Here is a 14,767-nt window from a genome sequence, read left to right as displayed (position 1 = left end):
AAGTATGTAACTCTCGGCGATCTCCGTCCACCCGCCGACATCGGCGGAAACGGGGACGGAGCGGTCGGTGAACACGCGGCTCCGGGCTGGATTCCGGCCCGGACGTCCGGCAAGATGCGACTGAGTCGCAGGTGCGATCTGGTCTCCGGAGGTGTCGTGAGTCTGACCGGCGTGGTCGCCGAGCCCCTCGTCGACGACGACCTGGGCCAGGGGGCGCAGCGGCGCCGCACGGCGCTCTGGATCGGCGGGCTGGCCGCCGGGCTGCTGGTCACCGTGGTGCTGGCGGTCGGCATCGGCGCCGTCGGCATCAGTCCCGGCACGGTCGCCCGCATCGTCGGCCACCACACGCTGGGCAGCCCGGCCGGCGTCACGTGGACGCGGGCCGAGGACTCCATCGTCTGGCAGGTGCGTCTCCCCCGCGTGGTCCTCGGCGTCGTCGTCGGGGCGGCGCTGGCCGTGTGCGGGGTCGCGCTGCAGGCGATGGTGCGCAACCTGCTGGCCGACCCGTACCTGCTCGGCGTCACCTCCGGCGCGTCCACCGGCGCGGCCGCGGCGATCCTGTTCGGGCTGGGCGCCGGGTTCGGCGAGAACGCGCTGTCGGCGAGCGCGTTCCTCGGGGCGCTGGCGGCGTCGGCGGCGGTGTTCGTGGTGGCGCGGGCGGGCGGGCGGATCACGTCGCTGCGGCTGCTGATGGCCGGCGTCGCCGTCGGGTACGCGCTGTACGCCGCCACCAGCTTCCTGATCTTCGCCGCCGACTCCGCCGAGGGCGCCCGGTCGGTGCTGTTCTGGCTGCTCGGCTCGCTCGGCCTGGCCCGCTGGGGCGTGCCGCTGGCAATCGTCGTCGTGGTGGTGGCGCTGACGCTGGCGGCGCTGCTGCTGTGGAGCCGGCGGCTGGACGCGCTGGCCATCGGCGACGAGACCGCCCACACGCTGGGCGTGCCGCCGACCCGGTTCCGGGTGCAGTTGCTGGTGGTCGTGTCGCTGTGCGTGGGCGCGGTCGTCGCGGCGTCCGGCGGCATCGGCTTCGTCGGCCTCGTCATCCCGCACGTCGCCCGCCGGTTCGTCGGGGCGGCGCACGGGCGCGTCGTCCCGGTGGCGGCGCTGATCGGCGCGATCTTCCTCGTCTGGGCCGACGTCGCCGCCCGGACGCTGCTGGAGCCGCGCGAGCTGCCGATCGGCATCATCACCGCGCTCGTGGGCGCACCGTTCCTGCTGATCCTGGTCCGGCGGTTCCACTCCGCCGGCGCCTGACCCACCGAGGAGACCCATGCGTTACCTGCCGCCCGCCGCCGTCGCCCTGGTCCTGGTGACCGCGGCCTGCGGGTCCGACGACGCCGGCGACGCCGCCGCCGAGGCCGTCACCGTCGACAACTGCGGCGTGGACGTGACGTTCGACGCGCCGCCGGAGCGGGTGGTGCTGCTGGAGAGCGCGCCGGTGACGATCATGCACGAGCTCGGCGTGCTGGACGCCGCGGTGCTGCGGGCCGGCGCGTTCCCCGAGGCGTACTACGACGACGAGACGAACGCCGCCATCGCCGCCGTCGAGTCGCTCGGCGACGACGTCGACACCAGCGGCCACCTGCAGATCTCGCAGGAGGTCATCATCGCCGAGCAGCCCGAGCTGGTGCTGGGGCTGCCCGACGGCATCACCCGCGAAGGGCTGTCCGGCGTCGGCATCAACGCGCTGATCCAGCCGGTGTACTGCCCCGCCGGCGTCGACGCGACCACGTTCGACGACGTGTACGAGCAGGTCGAGACGTACGGCCGGGTCTTCGACCGCACGGACGAGGCCGACGCGCTGGTCGGCGAGCTGAAGGACCGGGTCGCGGCGGTCGAGGCCGCCGCCGAGGGCGCGCCGGAGCGCACCGCCGCCGTCCTCTACCCCACTGTCGGCGGCGGCAGCGGCTACGCCTACGGCAACCGCAGCATGGCGCACCCGCAGCTCGAGGCGGCCGGCTTCACCAACGTCTTCGGCGACGTCGACGAGCGGGTGTTCGAGGTGACGCTGGAGCAGATCATCGCCGCCGACCCGGACGTGCTGGTGCTGCTGCACGTCGACGGCGACCCGGCCGCCGTCGAGGACGCCGTCGTCGCCCTTCCCGGCGCCGAGGACCTGACGGCGGTCCGCAACGGCGACATCCTCGTGCAGCTGTTCAACTTCACCGAGCCGCCCACGCCGCTGTCGATCGACGGGCTGGAACGCATCGCCGAGCGGTTCCTCCCGTGATCGGCGCCGACGGCGTCTCGTTCGCCTACGGCGACACCCTGGTGGTCGACGGCGCCCACGTCACCGCCGCGCCGGGCGCCGTCGTCGGGCTGATCGGCCCGAACGGCAGTGGCAAGACGACGCTGCTGCGCACGCTCTACGGCGCGCTGGCGCCGCGGGCCGGGCTGGTGACGCTGGACGAGACGCCGGTCGGCGAGCTGAAGCCGCGCGAGCTGGCCCGGCGGCTCGCCGTCGTCGTCCAGGAGGGCACCGGCGAGCTGCCGCTGACCGTCACCGAGACCGTGCTGCTCGGCCGCGCGCCGCACCTGTCCACGTTCCAGCGGCACGGCCGCGACGACTACCGGGTGGCGGCCGCGTCGCTGGCCCGGGTCGGCGCCCGGCACCTCGCCGGACGGGTGTTCGCCGGGCTGTCCGGCGGCGAGAAGCAGCGGGTGCTGATCGCCCGCGCGCTGGCCCAGCAGGCCGACCACCTGCTGCTCGACGAGCCCACCAACCACCTCGACATCCGCTACCAGCACGAGGTGTTGCATCTGGTCAGCCGCCTCGACGTCACGACCGTCGTGGTGCTGCACGACCTCAACCTCGCCGCCCGCTACTGCGACGAGCTGGTGCTGCTCGACGGCGGCCGGGTCGCCGCCGCGGGCACGCCGGACGCCGTCCTGCGCCCGGAGGTACTGGAGCCGGTGTACCGCATCGGCGTCCAGCGCATCGACACCGGCGACGGCGTCCAGCTGCTGTTCCGTCCGCTCGACTCCGTCCCCGAAGGAGCGACCGCATGACCGACCTGACCACCGCCCAGGACAGCATCACCCGGTACTGGACCGGCCGCGCCGACTCCTACGACGCCCACCACCGCGAGCAGCTCGGCAACGCCGAGGTGAAGGCCGGTTGGACGGACGTGTGGCGGCGCGCGCTGCCCGCCCCGCCGGCCCGGGTGCTCGACGTCGGCACCGGCACCGGGCACGTCGCGCTGCTGCTCGCCGAGCTCGGCCACGACGTCGTCGGCACCGACCTCTCGCCCGGCATGCTGGCGAAGGCGCGGGAGAAGGCGGCCGGGCTGGCACACCCGCCGGAGCTGCTGATCGGCGACGCCGTCGCGCCGTCCTTCCCGGACGCGAGCTTCGACGTCATCACCAGCCGGTACCTGCTGTGGACGCTGCGCACGCCCGAGATCGCGCTGCGCCACTGGCGGGCGCTGCTGCGGCCGGGCGGGCTGCTGGCCGCCGTCGACAGCACCTGGTTCCCGTCCGGTGTGCCCCTGGACACGCTGTACAACCGCCGGGCGCTGTCGCTGCTGCCGCTGGCGGAGGCGGCCAGCATCGACGACTCCGCGGCGCAGGTGCGCGCGGCCGGGTTCGCCGACGTCGTCGTCACCCCGCTGCCGGAGATCCTCGACCTCGACCGGCGCTTCGGCGTCGCCGACGGCCACGAGGTGCAGCTGCAGTTCCTCATCACCGGGCGGGCGGCATGAACTGGCTCGACAGCTGGGACCGCCAGCAGGAGGTCTACATCCGCGACCGCGAGCGCCGCTACGACGTCATGCTGGCGTTCCTGGAGGAGCTGGCGCCGGCCGAGCCGCTGGTGCTGGACCTCGCGGCGGGGCCCGGCTCGACGGCGGTCCGGGTGCTGGACCGGCTGCCCGGCGCCCGCTGCCTCGCCGTCGACGTCGACCCGGTGCTGCAGCGGCTCGGCCGCGACGCGTACGGCGACGCCGGCGGCCGGCTCACCTGGATCCGGGCCGACCTGCGCGACCCGGAGTGGCCCTCGGCGCTGGGCGCCGGCCGCGTCGACGCCGTCGTCTCCACCACCGCGCTGCACTGGCTGCGGCCGGAGGAGCTGGCGCCGCTGTACCGGACGCTGCGCGAGCTGCTGGCGGAGTCGGGCGGGCCGTTCCTCAACGGCGACCACTTCCCGTTCCCCCGCGAGACGCCCCGCATCCGCGCCGCCGCCCAGCGCGTCGACCAGCGCCGTCAGGACGACGCCGTCGCCGCCGGAGCCGACGACTGGGCCGCCTGGTGGGAGGCGCTGCGGGCCGACCCGGACCTCGCCGCCGAGCACGCCGCCAGGGCCGGGCTCTGGCCCGAGGACGGCCGCGGGTTCGCGTCCGCGTCGCTGGCGTTCCACCAGGCGGCGCTGGACACCGCCGGGTTCACCGAGTCGGCGATCGTCTGGCAGGACCTCGACGAGCGGGTGCTGCTGGCGCTGCCCTGACCTGGGATCCGCCCGCCCACGGCGGCGACGACCTCTCCTCGACCAGGTTGACGCTGACGCCAACCGTTGGCGTCAGCGTCAACAGCCGCGAACGCACCACCCCACCCCGGGCGCGGGCGACCCGCACCGGCTGGGGATCACTCGACCAGCTTGCCCTCGGTCGAGACGTCCCGGATCAGGGCGGCGATCTCGCCGGGCACCGGCGGGATCTCCTCGCGCACCACGCCCGTCGCGGGCGACCACACAAGGTTGACCCGCAGCGCGGGGTCGAGGTCCGGGTAGTCGGCGCGGTTGTGGCAGCCGCGGGTCTCGCGCCGCTCCCGCGCGGCCTCCAGCGTCGCCCGGGCGGCCAGCGCGGACGCCTTGAGGTCGAAGGCGTGCGCGAGGTCCTGGAAGCCGGCGATGTCGGGGTGGATGCCGACGTCGGCCATGCGCTCGTCGAGGTGGTCGAGCTCGGCCAGCCCCGCCTTCAGCCCGGCCTCGTCGCGGACGACGCCGGCGTGCTCGGTCATGGTGTTGCGGATGGAGCGCTGCAGGGCGCGCACGTTCTCGTGGCCGTCCGCCGCCAGCAGCTCGTCGACCTCGGCCCGGGCCTGGGCGACGGCGTCGGCCGAGCGGCGCTGGGCGTCGAGACCGGCTGCGTGCGCGACGGCGGCCCGGCCCACGATGCGGCCGAAGACCAGCAGCTCGATGAGCGAGTTGCCGCCGAGCCGGTTGGCGCCGTGCAGCCCGCTGGACGCCTCGCCGACCGCGTACAGGCCGCCGACGTCGGTGCCGTGGTCGTCGGGCCGGACCCACACCCCGCCCATGGAGTAGTGCGCCGTGGGCGCGACCTCGATGGGGTCGGCGGTGATGTCGAGCATCTGCACCTCGAGCATGGTCTGGTAGACCCGCGGCAGCCGCGTCATGACGGTCTCGCGCGGCAGCCCCGACACGTCCAGCCAGACGCCGCCCTTCTCGGTGCCGCGCCCCTCCTTGATCTCGGTGTACGCGGCCAGCGCGACGCGGTCGCGGGTGGACAGCTCCATGCGCTCGGGGTCGTAGCGCTGCATGAACCGCTCGCCGAGCGCGTTGCGCAGGATGCCACCCTCGCCCCGTGCGGCCTCGGAGATCAGCGTCCCCGCCGCGTTCTCGGGCTCGATGATGCCGGACGGGTGGAACTGCACCAGCTCGGGATCGCGCAGCCGGGCGCCGGCCTCGACGGCGAGCCGGAACGCGTCGCCGGTGTTCTCGTCGCGCCGCGACGACGTGCGCCGCCAGATGCGGGTGTGGCCGCCGGCCGCCAGCACGACGGCGTCGGCGTGGATGAGGTAGCGGGTGCCGTCGCGCAGGTCGAAGCCGTAGGCGCCGAAGACGACGTTGTCGCGCACCAGGATGCGGGTGACGTAGACGGAGTCGAGGATCGGGATGCCCAGCTGCTCGGTGCGCCGCACCAGCGTGCGCTGGATCTCCAGGCCCGTGTAGTCGCCGGCGAACGCGGTGCGCCGGAACGTGTGCGCGCCGAAGAAGCGCTGCGAGATGCGGCCGTCGGCCTCGCGGGCGAACTGCATGCCGTAGCGCTCGAGGTCGCGGATGCCGCGCTCGGCGCCCTGCGTGACGATCTCGACCGTGTGCGGGTTGGCGAGGTCGTAGCTCTCCTTGATGGTGTCGGCGGCGTGCTGCTGCCAGCTGTCGCCGGCGTCCATGGTGCCCAGCGCCGCGTTGATGCCGCCGGCCGCGAGCGCGGTGTGCGCGTCGTCGCGGGGGCGCTTGCCGACGGCGAGCACGTCGACGCCCTGCTCGGCGACCTCGATGGCCGCCCGCAGCCCCGACCCTCCCGTCCCGATGACGAGCACGGTGGTGGACAGCTGGCGATGGGAGATGCCTGCGCTCATGCCCTTCACGCTAAGCGTGGCCCTTCGATAACTCCAATGCATTGTTCGCGTCGTTTCGATGCGCCTACGCTATGACCCATGAACCTGGAGCAGTTGCGCGGATTCGTCGAGGTGGCCCGGCTCGGCCACTTCACCCGCGCCGCCGAGCACCTGCATCTGGCGCAGCCGTCGCTCAGCCGGCAGATCTCGGCGCTCGAGTCCGACCTCGGCGCCGAGCTGTTCCACCGCGCCCGCGGGCACATCTCCCTCACCGCGGCCGGCGAGACGCTGCTGCCGCTGGCCCGGCGCATGCTGGCCGACGCCGACACCGTCCGCCGCGAGATGGCCGAGCTCGCCGGGCTGCGCCGCGGCCGGGTCCGGCTGGGCGCCACGCCGACGCTGTGCGTCAGCCTGGTCGCGGAGGCGGTCAGCGCCTTCCACGGCGCCCACCCGGGCATCGACCTGCACGTCACCGAGGGCGGCTCGCGGGTGCTGATCGACGAGCTGGCCGGCGGCGCGCTGGACCTCGCGCTGATCACCGAGGCCGAGGACCGGCCGGCCAGCCTCACCCGCACGCCGCTGCTGACCGAGGAGCTCGTGGTGGTCTCGTCCGCGGCGCGGCCGCCGGTCTCGTCCGGCCCGGCCATCGACCTGCGCCGGCTGGCCCGGCTGCCGCAGATCGTCTTCCACGAGAGCTACGACCTGCGCGTCACCACCGAGGCGGCGTTCCGCGCCGCCGGCCTCACCCCGTCCGTCGTGCTGGAGGGGGCCGAGATGGACGCCGTGCTGCGCTTCGTCGAGCGCGGCCTCGGCGTGGCCGTCGTGCCCGCGATGGTGCTGCTGGACCGCCCGGCGCTGCGCTCGGTGCGGCTCACGGCGCCGCGGCTGACCCGTACCGTCAGCCTGGCGCACCGCTCCGACGTCACGCTGACGCGGGCGGCCGCGGCCATGCAGCGGGTCGTCGTCGCCACGGCCGAGGCGCTCGCGGCCGGCAGCGCGCTGGTCAGTCGAGCACCGGCTCGGGGTCGGGCCCGCCGTTCCACGCCCACCGGGTGAACGTCGACCCGGTCACCGCCTCCCACCAGGCCAGCGCACGTTCCGGGCGCAGCTCGAAGAGCCGGTTCGGCGGGTCCATCGCCATCCGGTAGGGCGTGCCGTCGGGTGTGACGTACTTCGCCGCCATCTCGTCGTCGACCCGCGCCCACACCTCGTCGTCGTGCACCCGCGCCGTCGTCCCCTCGATGACCAGCACGTCCTGCCCGCCGTCGAGGTGCACGGCGGCGCGCGGCTCGACGGCCAGGTTGCGGCCCTTCACCGACGCGGGGTCGGTGCTGAAGTACAGGCGGCCGTCCTGCCAGACGCCCCACATCGGCACCACGTGCGGGCGGCCGTCGGGGCGGGTGGTGGACAGCCAGTAGTCGGTGGCCCGCTCGAGGCGGCGGCGCTGCAGCGGCCACGGGACGCGGTGGGTCGCGGTCATGACGGCAGCCTCTCATCAGCCGGCAGCGGCGGCGAAGGCGAGGAGGTCGGCGGCGAGCAGATCGGGCGCCTCCACCGCGGCGAAGTGGCCGCCGCGCGGCTGGTCGGTCCAGCGCTCCAGCCGGTACATCCGCTCCAGCCAGGACCGCGGCGGGTCCTCGCGGAAGCCGCGCTCGTGGCCGAACCGGGCGACCGCCGTCGGCACCTCGATCCGGGCGCCCGCCGGCAGCATCGTCGTCCCGGCGGCGCGGTTGTCGGCGTAGTCGAGCACCGATGTCTCCGCGGTGCCGGTCGCCCACCACCAGGTCAGCAGCTCGGGCAGGGTGTCGCGCCCGGCCCGCGCGGCCACCGTCGGGCCGAGCGCGGGATCGGTCCACGTGCTCCACTTGTCCAGCACCCACGCGGCCAGCCCGGCCGGCGAGTCCAGCAGCGCCGGGACCAGCGCGCCGGGCCGGGTCGACTGGATCTCCTTGTAGCCGCGCTCGCCCTGCCACCAGCCGTCGAAGCGGTCCAGGTAGTCGCGCTCCGCCGCGGACGGCTGCTCGCCCGCGGCCAGCGTCGGACCGAGGTCGACGTTGGACAGGTGCAGCCCGGCGACGAGTTCCGGCCGGTCCAGCGCCAGCCAGCTGGCGACGTCGGAGCCGAAGTCGGTGCCGTGCGCGACGAACCGGCGGAGCCCGAGCGCGGCCATCACCTCAGCCAGCAAGCCCGCCGTGTCGCGCGTCGTCCACCGTCCGGCGGGCCGCTCGGACCAGCCGTAGCCCGGCAGCGACGCGACGACGACGGTGCGCGGCGCCAGCAGCGGGACCAGCCGCTCGAACTCCAGGAAGCTGCTCGGCCAGCCGTGCAACAGCAGCAGCGGCGGCCGATCGTCGCCGTCGTGCACCGCCACGTGGACGGCGCCGCCGCCGGCCCGGACGAGCAGGTGCCGAGCCCGGTTGAGCCGCCGCTGCACGGCCGGCCAGTCGAATCCGCCCGCCCACCAATCGCACAGCTCGCGCAGCTCGGCGGTCGCCGGCCCCAGCTCGTCGCCGGCCGACGTCCGGGCCGGCCAGCGCGTCGCCCGCAGCCGGTCGCCGAGCCCGTCCAGCACGTCGCGTCCGACCGCGACCGTCACCGGTTCGAGGTCCATCGACCCAGGCTACGTACATCTGCTTGCATGTATATATGTTCTTGTGTATGTTCGAGCCATGGACGAGCTGCAGCACCAGCTGAGCGTGATCGCGGAACCCAGCCGGTTCCGCATCGTGGAGCTGCTGCGCTCCGGCCCGCACAGCGTCGGCGGCATCGTCGACGCGCTCGGGATGGCGCAGCCGCACGTGTCGCGGCACCTGCGGCTGCTGGCCGACGCCGGTGTCGTCGACGCGACGCGGCAGGCGCAGCAGCGCATCTACCGGCTGCGTCCCGAGCCGCTGCGCGACATCGGCGCCTGGGCGCAGAGCTTCGCCGTCCTGTGGACCGGGCGGCTCGACCGCCTCGGCGACTTCCTCGACGACACCGACCCGAACGGAGACCACACGTGAGCGCCGACGGCATCGTCATCGACGAGCAGACCAACACGCTGACCATCACGCGGCGCTACTCCGCGGCGGCCGGCCGCGTCTGGGCGGCGTGGACCGACCCGGTCGCCGTCGCCCGCTGGTGGGGACCGCACGGCTGGACCACCACGGTCGAGCGGATGGACGTCCGCCCGGGCGGCCAGTGGCGCTTCTCCATGACCCCCGACGACGGTTCGGCCGACGCCGTCCACATCGTCGTCACGTACCGCGAGGTGCGCCCGCACCAGCACCTCGGCTACGTCGACCAGTTCGCATCCGAGGACTGGACCATCATCGGCGACGGCACACCCACCGACGTCACGTTCACCGCCGACGGCACCGGCACCCGGGTCGCCATCGCCGCCGTGTTCGCCGACGGCGAGGCGCTCCAGCGGGGCGTCGCGAGCGGCATGGGCGAGGGCTACCAGGAAGCCCTCGAACGCCTCGGCACGATTCTCTGAAGGAGCCACCATGAACACTCTGACCTCGAAGGACGGCACCACCATCGCGTACGAGACCACGGGTTCCGGCCCGGCGGTCATCGTCGTCAGCACGGTCGCCGAGGACCACACCGGCGTCACCGGCATCGCGGCCGAGCTGGGCCAGCACTTCACCGTCGTCAACTTCGACCGGCGCGGCCGCGGCGGCAGCGGCGACCCGCAGCCGTACGACCCGGCCCGCGAGATCGACGACATCGAGGCGCTCATCGACACCGTCGGTGGCCGGGCCGCGCTGGTCAGCGGTTCGGGTGGGTGCATGCTCGCGCTCGACGCCGCCTCGGCGCTCGGCCCCAAGGTCACCGCCCTGGGCCTGTTCGAGCCGCCGTTCATCGTCAGCGACATCCGCCCGCCGTCGCCCGCCGGCTACGTCGCGCACCAGGAGGCGCTGGTCGCGGCCGGGAGGCGCAGCGAGGCGGTCGAGTACTTCATGACGCAGCTGCTGCTGGTCCCGGCCGAATGGGTCGAGGGCATGAAGCAGGACCCGTCGTGGGAGGCGATGGCCGCGCTCGCGCACACCTACGCCTATGACGGCCGCATCGTGGAAGGCACCCAGGACGGCAAGCCGCTCCCCCGCGACCGCTGGTCCATCGAGGCGCCCGTGCTGGTGCAGGTGGGCGAGAACGGCGAGCCGTTCATGCACGAGGGCGCCCAGGCGCTGGCCGGCGTGCTGCCCGCCGTCACCGTCGAGGTGCTGCCCGGCCTGGACCACTCGGCGTTCTGGATGGCGCCCGCATCCGTCGCCGAGTCCGTCCGCACCTTCCTGACCCGCTGATCGACGACGACGGCGGCGGCTCCCTGTGCGGGGGCCGCCGCCGTCGGCGTCGTTCGTGCGTCAGTCGGTGCCGAACTCCATGGCGGCGCGGTCGAGCATGGCGTCGGAGTCGACCTCGCCTCGTGACGCGATGGCCTCGGCGCCGCCCTCCGGCAGCTCCCCCACCAGGTGCGTCGCGCCGATGAGCTCCGCGTGCGCGCTGCCGACCATGCCGAGACCGGCGTACTGCTCGAGCTTGGCCCGCGAGTCGGCGATGTCGAGGTTGCGCATGGTGAGCTGGCCGATGCGGTCGACCGGGCCGAACGCGGAGTCCTCGGTGCGCTCCATCGACAGCTTGTCCGGGTGGTAGCTCAGCGCCGGGCCCGTGGTGTCGAGGATCGAGTAGTCCTCGCCGCGCCGCAGCCGCAGCGTCACCTCGCCCGTCACGGCCGAGCCGACCCAGCGCTGCAGCGACTCGCGCAGCATGAGCGCCTGCGGGTCGAGCCAGCGGCCCTCGTACATGAGCCGGCCGAGCCGCCGGCCCTCGTTGTGGTAGTTGGCGACGGTGTCCTCGTTGTGGATGGCGTTGACCAGCCGCTCGTAGGCCGCGTGCAGCAGGGCCATGCCGGGCGCCTCGTAGATGCCGCGGCTCTTGGCCTCGATGATGCGGTTCTCGATCTGGTCGGACATGCCCAGCCCGTGCCGGCCGCCGATGGCGTTGGCCTCGAGCACGAGGTCGACGGCGCTGGCGTGGGTGTTGCCGTTGATGCTGATGGGACGGCCCTGCTCGAAGCCGATGGTGACGTCCTCGGCGGCGATCTCGACCTCGGGGTCCCAGAACCGGACGCCCATGATGGGGTCGACGGTCTCGATGCCGTTGTCGAGGTGCTCCAGCGTCTTCGCCTCGTGCGTCGCGCCCCAGATGTTCGCGTCGGTCGAGTACGCCTTCTCGGTGCTGTCGCGGTACGGGAGGTCGTGCGCGCGCAGCCACTCGCTCATCTCGCGCCGCCCGCCCAGCTCCCCCACGAACGCGGCGTCGAGCCACGGCTTGTAGATGCGCAGGTTCGGGTTCGCGAGCAGGCCGTAGCGGTAGAACCGCTCGATGTCGTTCCCCTTGAACGTCGACCCGTCGCCCCAGATCTGCACGTCGTCCTCGAGCATCGCCCGTACCAGCAGCGTGCCCGTGACCGCCCGGCCCAGCGGCGTCGTGTTGTAGTACGCGCGGCCGCCGCTCCTGATGTGGAAGGCGCCGCAGGTCAGCGCCGCCAGCCCCTCCTCGACCAGCGCGGCGCGGCAGTCGACCAGCCGCGCGATCTCGGCGCCGTACAGCTTCGCCCGCCCCGGCACCGAGTCGATGTCGTCCTCGTCGGCCTGACCGAGGTCGGCGGTGTACGTGCAGGGCACCGCGCCCTTGTCGCGCATCCACGCCACCGCCACGGAGGTGTCGAGGCCGCCGGAGAACGCAATGCCGACCCGCTCGCCGGCGGGCAGGGAGGTGAGCACTTTGGACACGAGCAAAAGTATGCAGGGTTCTGCATGACTATGCAAGCGGTCGTTCGGGTGATCTGCCCCACCGGCTGCGGCGAGTGGTCACCGGGCATGGTGACGCCGGCGCCAACAGTTGCCGTCGTCGTCACCACGGCGTCGACGATGACCGGCCCGCCGACGCCTCACTCCTCGGGGGCGGGATCGGGCAGGGCGGGGTGCTCCGTCGGGTAGAGCCCGGCCACGAAGCCGAACACGGTGTCGCCGGAACGAGGGATGGTGCTGAACTCGCGGACCAGCTCGAGCACCTTCTCCCAGAACTCCATCCCCCGCTCCCGCGGGATCCGGGCGTGCCGGTGGATGCTCATCATCACGTCGGCCTCGTACGCGGCCCGCGCCTCGGCGGCCGCGACGGAGAGGTCGTTCTCCCAGATGACGGGGTGGTCGATCTTGCCGATGCGGAACAGCCGGGCCGTGCGGCCGTAGTAGCGCTCGTCGATGGCGCGCACCCGCCGGGTTCGGACGACACGGAGCATGCCGGCGTCGACGAGGACGCCGACGTGGTGGGCGACGGTGGACTTGGGGCGCCCGACGGCGGCGGCCAGCTCCGTCACCGTGGCGGCGCGCTCGAGGACCAGTTCGAGGATGGTCGATCGCAGCGGGTCGGACATCGCGCGCAGCTGCGCCGGCGCCGTGACGACGGCCTGGTCGTCCAGGTCGTAATCGGGCATCGCGCGATCGATCGACATTTCCGGTCCGTTCCACTACGTTGGATTGATCCGTAGATCTGGATCATAACCCGAGAGGCGCACCATGCACATCGTTCTGATCCCGGGCCTCTGGCTCGACGGGTCGTCGTGGGACCGGGTGATCCCCGTCCTCGAGCGGGCCGGCCACACGACGCACCCACTCACGCTGCCCGGTCTGGAGTCCCGCGACGCCGACCGGTCCGCCGTCACGCTGCAGGACCACATCGACGCGGTGGTGGCGGCGGTCGACGCGGTGCCGGAGGACGAGGGGAAGGTGCTGGTCGTCGGGCATTCGATGGGCTCGGCGCTGGCGTACCTGGCCGCCGACGCCCGGCCGGACCACGTCGCCCGCACCGTCTACATCGGCGGTTTCCCGGCCCGCGACGGCGAGCCGCTCGGGAACTTCCCCGCCGAGAACGGCGAGATCCCGCTGCCCACCTGGGAGGACATTGGCGAGGACGACCTGAAGGACCTCGACGACGCCGCCCGGGCCGACTTCCGCGCCCGCGCCGTCCCGTCGCCGCAGCGGTTCGCCACCGACCCGGTCCGGCTCACCGACGAGCGTCGCTACGACGTCCCGGTCACCGTCATCTGCCCGGAGTTCTCCGCGGCCCAGCTGCGCGAGTGGATCGACGCCGGCGAACCGTCCGTCCAGGAGTTCACCAGGCTGCGCGACGTCGAGTACGTCGACCTGCCGACCGGGCACTGGCCTCAGTTCAGCCGTCCCGACGAGCTCGGCCGGGCCATCGACGCGGCGGCCGCCAAGTGAGCGACGTCGACGAGCACGGCCGTCCCGAGCCCCCGGTCGACGGCGACGAGCTGCACACGCTGACCGGCTTCCTCGACTACCAGCGCGCCACGCTGGCCTGGAAGTGCCGCGACGTCGACGCCGCCGGCCTGAACGCCACCGTCGGCGCGTCGACGATGACGCTCGGCGGGCTGCTCAAGCACCTCGCCTACGTCGAGGACGACTGGTTCACGTTCTGGCTCTTCGGCCGCGAACGCAGCGCGCCCTGGGCCACCGTCGACTGGGCCGCCGACTACGACTGGGACTGGAACTCCGCCGCCGGCGACACGCCCGAGCAGCTGTTCGCGCTGTGGGACGAGTCGGTCCAGCGGTCCCGGGCGAACCTGGCCGAGGCGGTGGCCGACGGCGGGCTGAGCCGGCCCGCCGACCGCGCCTGGCGCGACGGCCGCGCGGCCAGCGTGCGTTGGATCCTGACGCACATGATCGAGGAGTACGCGCGGCACAACGGCCACGCCGACCTCATCCGCGAGTCCGTCGACGGCAGCACCGGGGAGTGACCATGTCCGAGCCGATCACCATGCGCGCCTTCCACGCCGACGACCGCACCCGCGGCTGGCGGGTCGTCGGCGACGGCGCCACCGCGGTCTTCCGCACCGGGTCGTTCGCGGCCGGCGCCCGGCTGGTCGCGGCCATCGCGGCCGCGGGCGGCGCCGGGCCGCACCGTCCGGACGTCGACCTGCGGCACGACACCGTCGCCGTCCGCCTGCTCACCGAGACGCCCGACTACATGGGCATGACGACGGACGACGTCGAGCTCGCGGTTCGCATCTCCGAGCTGGCCCGCGAGCAGGGCCTCGCCGCCGACCCGGCGCTGGTCCAGACCGTCCAGGTGACGATCGACGCTCTCGTCAGCGCCGACGTCATGCCCTTCTGGGCGGCCGTGCTCGGGTACGCGCGGCGCGCCGACAGCCCGGACGAGGACCTCGTCGACCCGCGCTGGCGGGGCCCGTCCATCTGGTTCCAGGACATGGACGCGCCCCGCCCGCAGCGCAACCGTTTCCACCTCGACATCTGGGTGGCGCCGGAGCTGGCCGAGGCACGTGTCGCGGCGGCGCTCGCGGCCGGCGGCCGGCTGGTCCGCGACGCCGCGCCGACGTGGTGGACGCTGGCCGACGCCGAGGGCAACGAGGCCGACGTGACCTGCGCGACCGGGCGGGACTGACGGC

General features: G+C 73.7%; 17 protein-coding genes. 12 read left to right on the top strand and 5 right to left on the bottom strand.

Annotation, left to right across the window (positions count from 1 at the left end; genetic code table 11):
- The first annotated feature begins 156 nt into the window (after window positions 1-156).
- Genes BLV02_RS10640 through BLV02_RS10620 form a run of 5 tightly spaced genes read left to right on the top strand, consistent with a single transcriptional unit; the run spans window position 157 to window position 4,438 of the window.
- Window positions 157-1,251: a FecCD family ABC transporter permease gene (locus BLV02_RS10640; protein WP_069112872.1), complete on the top strand. Its 1,095-nt coding sequence runs from the start codon at window positions 157-159 to the stop codon at window positions 1,249-1,251.
- Window positions 1,252-1,267: 16 nt separating this feature from the next.
- Window positions 1,268-2,227 (top strand): ABC transporter substrate-binding protein, encoded by a 960-nt coding sequence (locus BLV02_RS10635; RefSeq protein ID WP_069112873.1) that lies wholly within the window; start codon window positions 1,268-1,270, stop codon window positions 2,225-2,227.
- On the top strand, window positions 2,224-3,006 hold the full coding sequence (locus BLV02_RS10630; RefSeq protein WP_069112874.1) for an ABC transporter ATP-binding protein: 783 nt from the start codon (window positions 2,224-2,226) through the stop codon (window positions 3,004-3,006). The genes BLV02_RS10635 and BLV02_RS10630 overlap by 4 nt, the downstream gene beginning before the upstream one ends.
- Window positions 3,003-3,698, top strand: coding sequence for a class I SAM-dependent methyltransferase (locus BLV02_RS10625; protein ID WP_069112875.1), 696 nt, complete (start codon window positions 3,003-3,005; stop codon window positions 3,696-3,698). Before BLV02_RS10630 ends, BLV02_RS10625 begins: the two co-directional genes overlap by 4 nt.
- Entirely contained in the window at window positions 3,695-4,438 is a 744-nt protein-coding gene (locus BLV02_RS10620; RefSeq protein WP_069112876.1) for a class I SAM-dependent methyltransferase, read from the top strand. Before BLV02_RS10625 ends, BLV02_RS10620 begins: the two co-directional genes overlap by 4 nt.
- Before the next feature lie 137 nt (window positions 4,439-4,575).
- Here BLV02_RS10620 and BLV02_RS10615 read toward each other — a convergent pair whose 3' ends face one another.
- Window positions 4,576-6,312: an L-aspartate oxidase gene (locus BLV02_RS10615; protein WP_069112877.1), complete on the bottom strand. Its 1,737-nt coding sequence runs from the start codon at window positions 6,310-6,312 to the stop codon at window positions 4,576-4,578.
- Window positions 6,313-6,390: 78 nt separating this feature from the next.
- Here BLV02_RS10615 and BLV02_RS10610 point away from each other — a divergent pair, with 78 nt between their 5' ends.
- Window positions 6,391-7,347 carry a LysR family transcriptional regulator gene (locus tag BLV02_RS10610; RefSeq protein WP_069112878.1) on the top strand — a complete coding sequence of 319 codons (957 nt, stop codon included), beginning with the start codon at window positions 6,391-6,393 and terminating at the stop codon, window positions 7,345-7,347.
- On the opposite strand, the gene BLV02_RS10605 is transcribed toward BLV02_RS10610, so the two are convergent.
- Window positions 7,295-7,771, bottom strand: coding sequence for a pyridoxamine 5'-phosphate oxidase family protein (locus BLV02_RS10605; protein WP_069112879.1), 477 nt, complete (start codon window positions 7,769-7,771; stop codon window positions 7,295-7,297). The two genes, BLV02_RS10610 and BLV02_RS10605, sit on opposite strands and share 53 nt — an antisense overlap.
- Before the next feature lie 15 nt (window positions 7,772-7,786).
- Entirely contained in the window at window positions 7,787-8,902 is a 1,116-nt protein-coding gene (locus BLV02_RS10600) for an epoxide hydrolase family protein (RefSeq protein ID WP_069112880.1), read from the bottom strand.
- 58 nt (window positions 8,903-8,960) lie between these two features.
- Between BLV02_RS10600 and BLV02_RS10595 the strand changes: the two genes are divergently transcribed.
- The 3 genes from BLV02_RS10595 to BLV02_RS10585 are packed head-to-tail and all read left to right on the top strand — an operon-like array spanning window position 8,961 to window position 10,580.
- Window positions 8,961-9,293 (top strand): ArsR/SmtB family transcription factor, encoded by a 333-nt coding sequence (locus BLV02_RS10595; RefSeq protein WP_069112881.1) that lies wholly within the window; start codon window positions 8,961-8,963, stop codon window positions 9,291-9,293.
- Complete coding sequence (locus BLV02_RS10590) at window positions 9,290-9,769, top strand: SRPBCC family protein (protein WP_069112882.1); 480 nt, start codon at window positions 9,290-9,292, stop codon at window positions 9,767-9,769. The genes BLV02_RS10595 and BLV02_RS10590 overlap by 4 nt, the downstream gene beginning before the upstream one ends.
- Window positions 9,770-9,779: 10 nt before the next feature.
- Window positions 9,780-10,580 (top strand): alpha/beta fold hydrolase, encoded by an 801-nt coding sequence (locus tag BLV02_RS10585; RefSeq protein ID WP_069112883.1) that lies wholly within the window; start codon window positions 9,780-9,782, stop codon window positions 10,578-10,580.
- 60 nt (window positions 10,581-10,640) lie between these two features.
- On the opposite strand, the gene argG is transcribed toward BLV02_RS10585, so the two are convergent.
- Together argG and BLV02_RS10575 are read right to left on the bottom strand one after the other, a co-directional pair.
- Window positions 10,641-12,071, bottom strand: a complete 1,431-nt coding sequence (gene argG, locus BLV02_RS10580) for an argininosuccinate synthase (RefSeq protein WP_069112982.1) — start codon at window positions 12,069-12,071, stop codon at window positions 10,641-10,643.
- Between the two features lie 158 nt (window positions 12,072-12,229).
- Entirely contained in the window at window positions 12,230-12,793 is a 564-nt protein-coding gene (locus BLV02_RS10575; protein WP_069112884.1) for an ArsR/SmtB family transcription factor, read from the bottom strand.
- Between the two features lie 64 nt (window positions 12,794-12,857).
- Here BLV02_RS10575 and BLV02_RS10570 point away from each other — a divergent pair, with 64 nt between their 5' ends.
- Genes BLV02_RS10570 through BLV02_RS10560 form a run of 3 tightly spaced genes read left to right on the top strand, consistent with a single transcriptional unit; the run spans window position 12,858 to window position 14,763 of the window.
- Window positions 12,858-13,562 carry an alpha/beta fold hydrolase gene (locus BLV02_RS10570; RefSeq protein ID WP_069112885.1) on the top strand — a complete coding sequence of 235 codons (705 nt, stop codon included), beginning with the start codon at window positions 12,858-12,860 and terminating at the stop codon, window positions 13,560-13,562.
- A complete protein-coding gene (locus BLV02_RS10565) occupies window positions 13,559-14,098 on the top strand; it encodes a DinB family protein (protein ID WP_069112886.1) in 540 nt (179 codons plus the stop codon). Before BLV02_RS10570 ends, BLV02_RS10565 begins: the two co-directional genes overlap by 4 nt.
- A gap of 2 nt (window positions 14,099-14,100) precedes the next feature.
- A complete protein-coding gene (locus BLV02_RS10560) occupies window positions 14,101-14,763 on the top strand; it encodes a VOC family protein (protein ID WP_074946270.1) in 663 nt (220 codons plus the stop codon).
- Window positions 14,764-14,767 lie beyond the last annotated feature (4 nt).

Source organism: Jiangella alba (assembly GCF_900106035.1).
GTDB classification, from domain to species: Bacteria; Actinomycetota; Actinomycetes; order Jiangellales; family Jiangellaceae; genus Jiangella; species Jiangella alba.
This window is presented reverse-complemented; position numbering and strand designations above follow the sequence as displayed.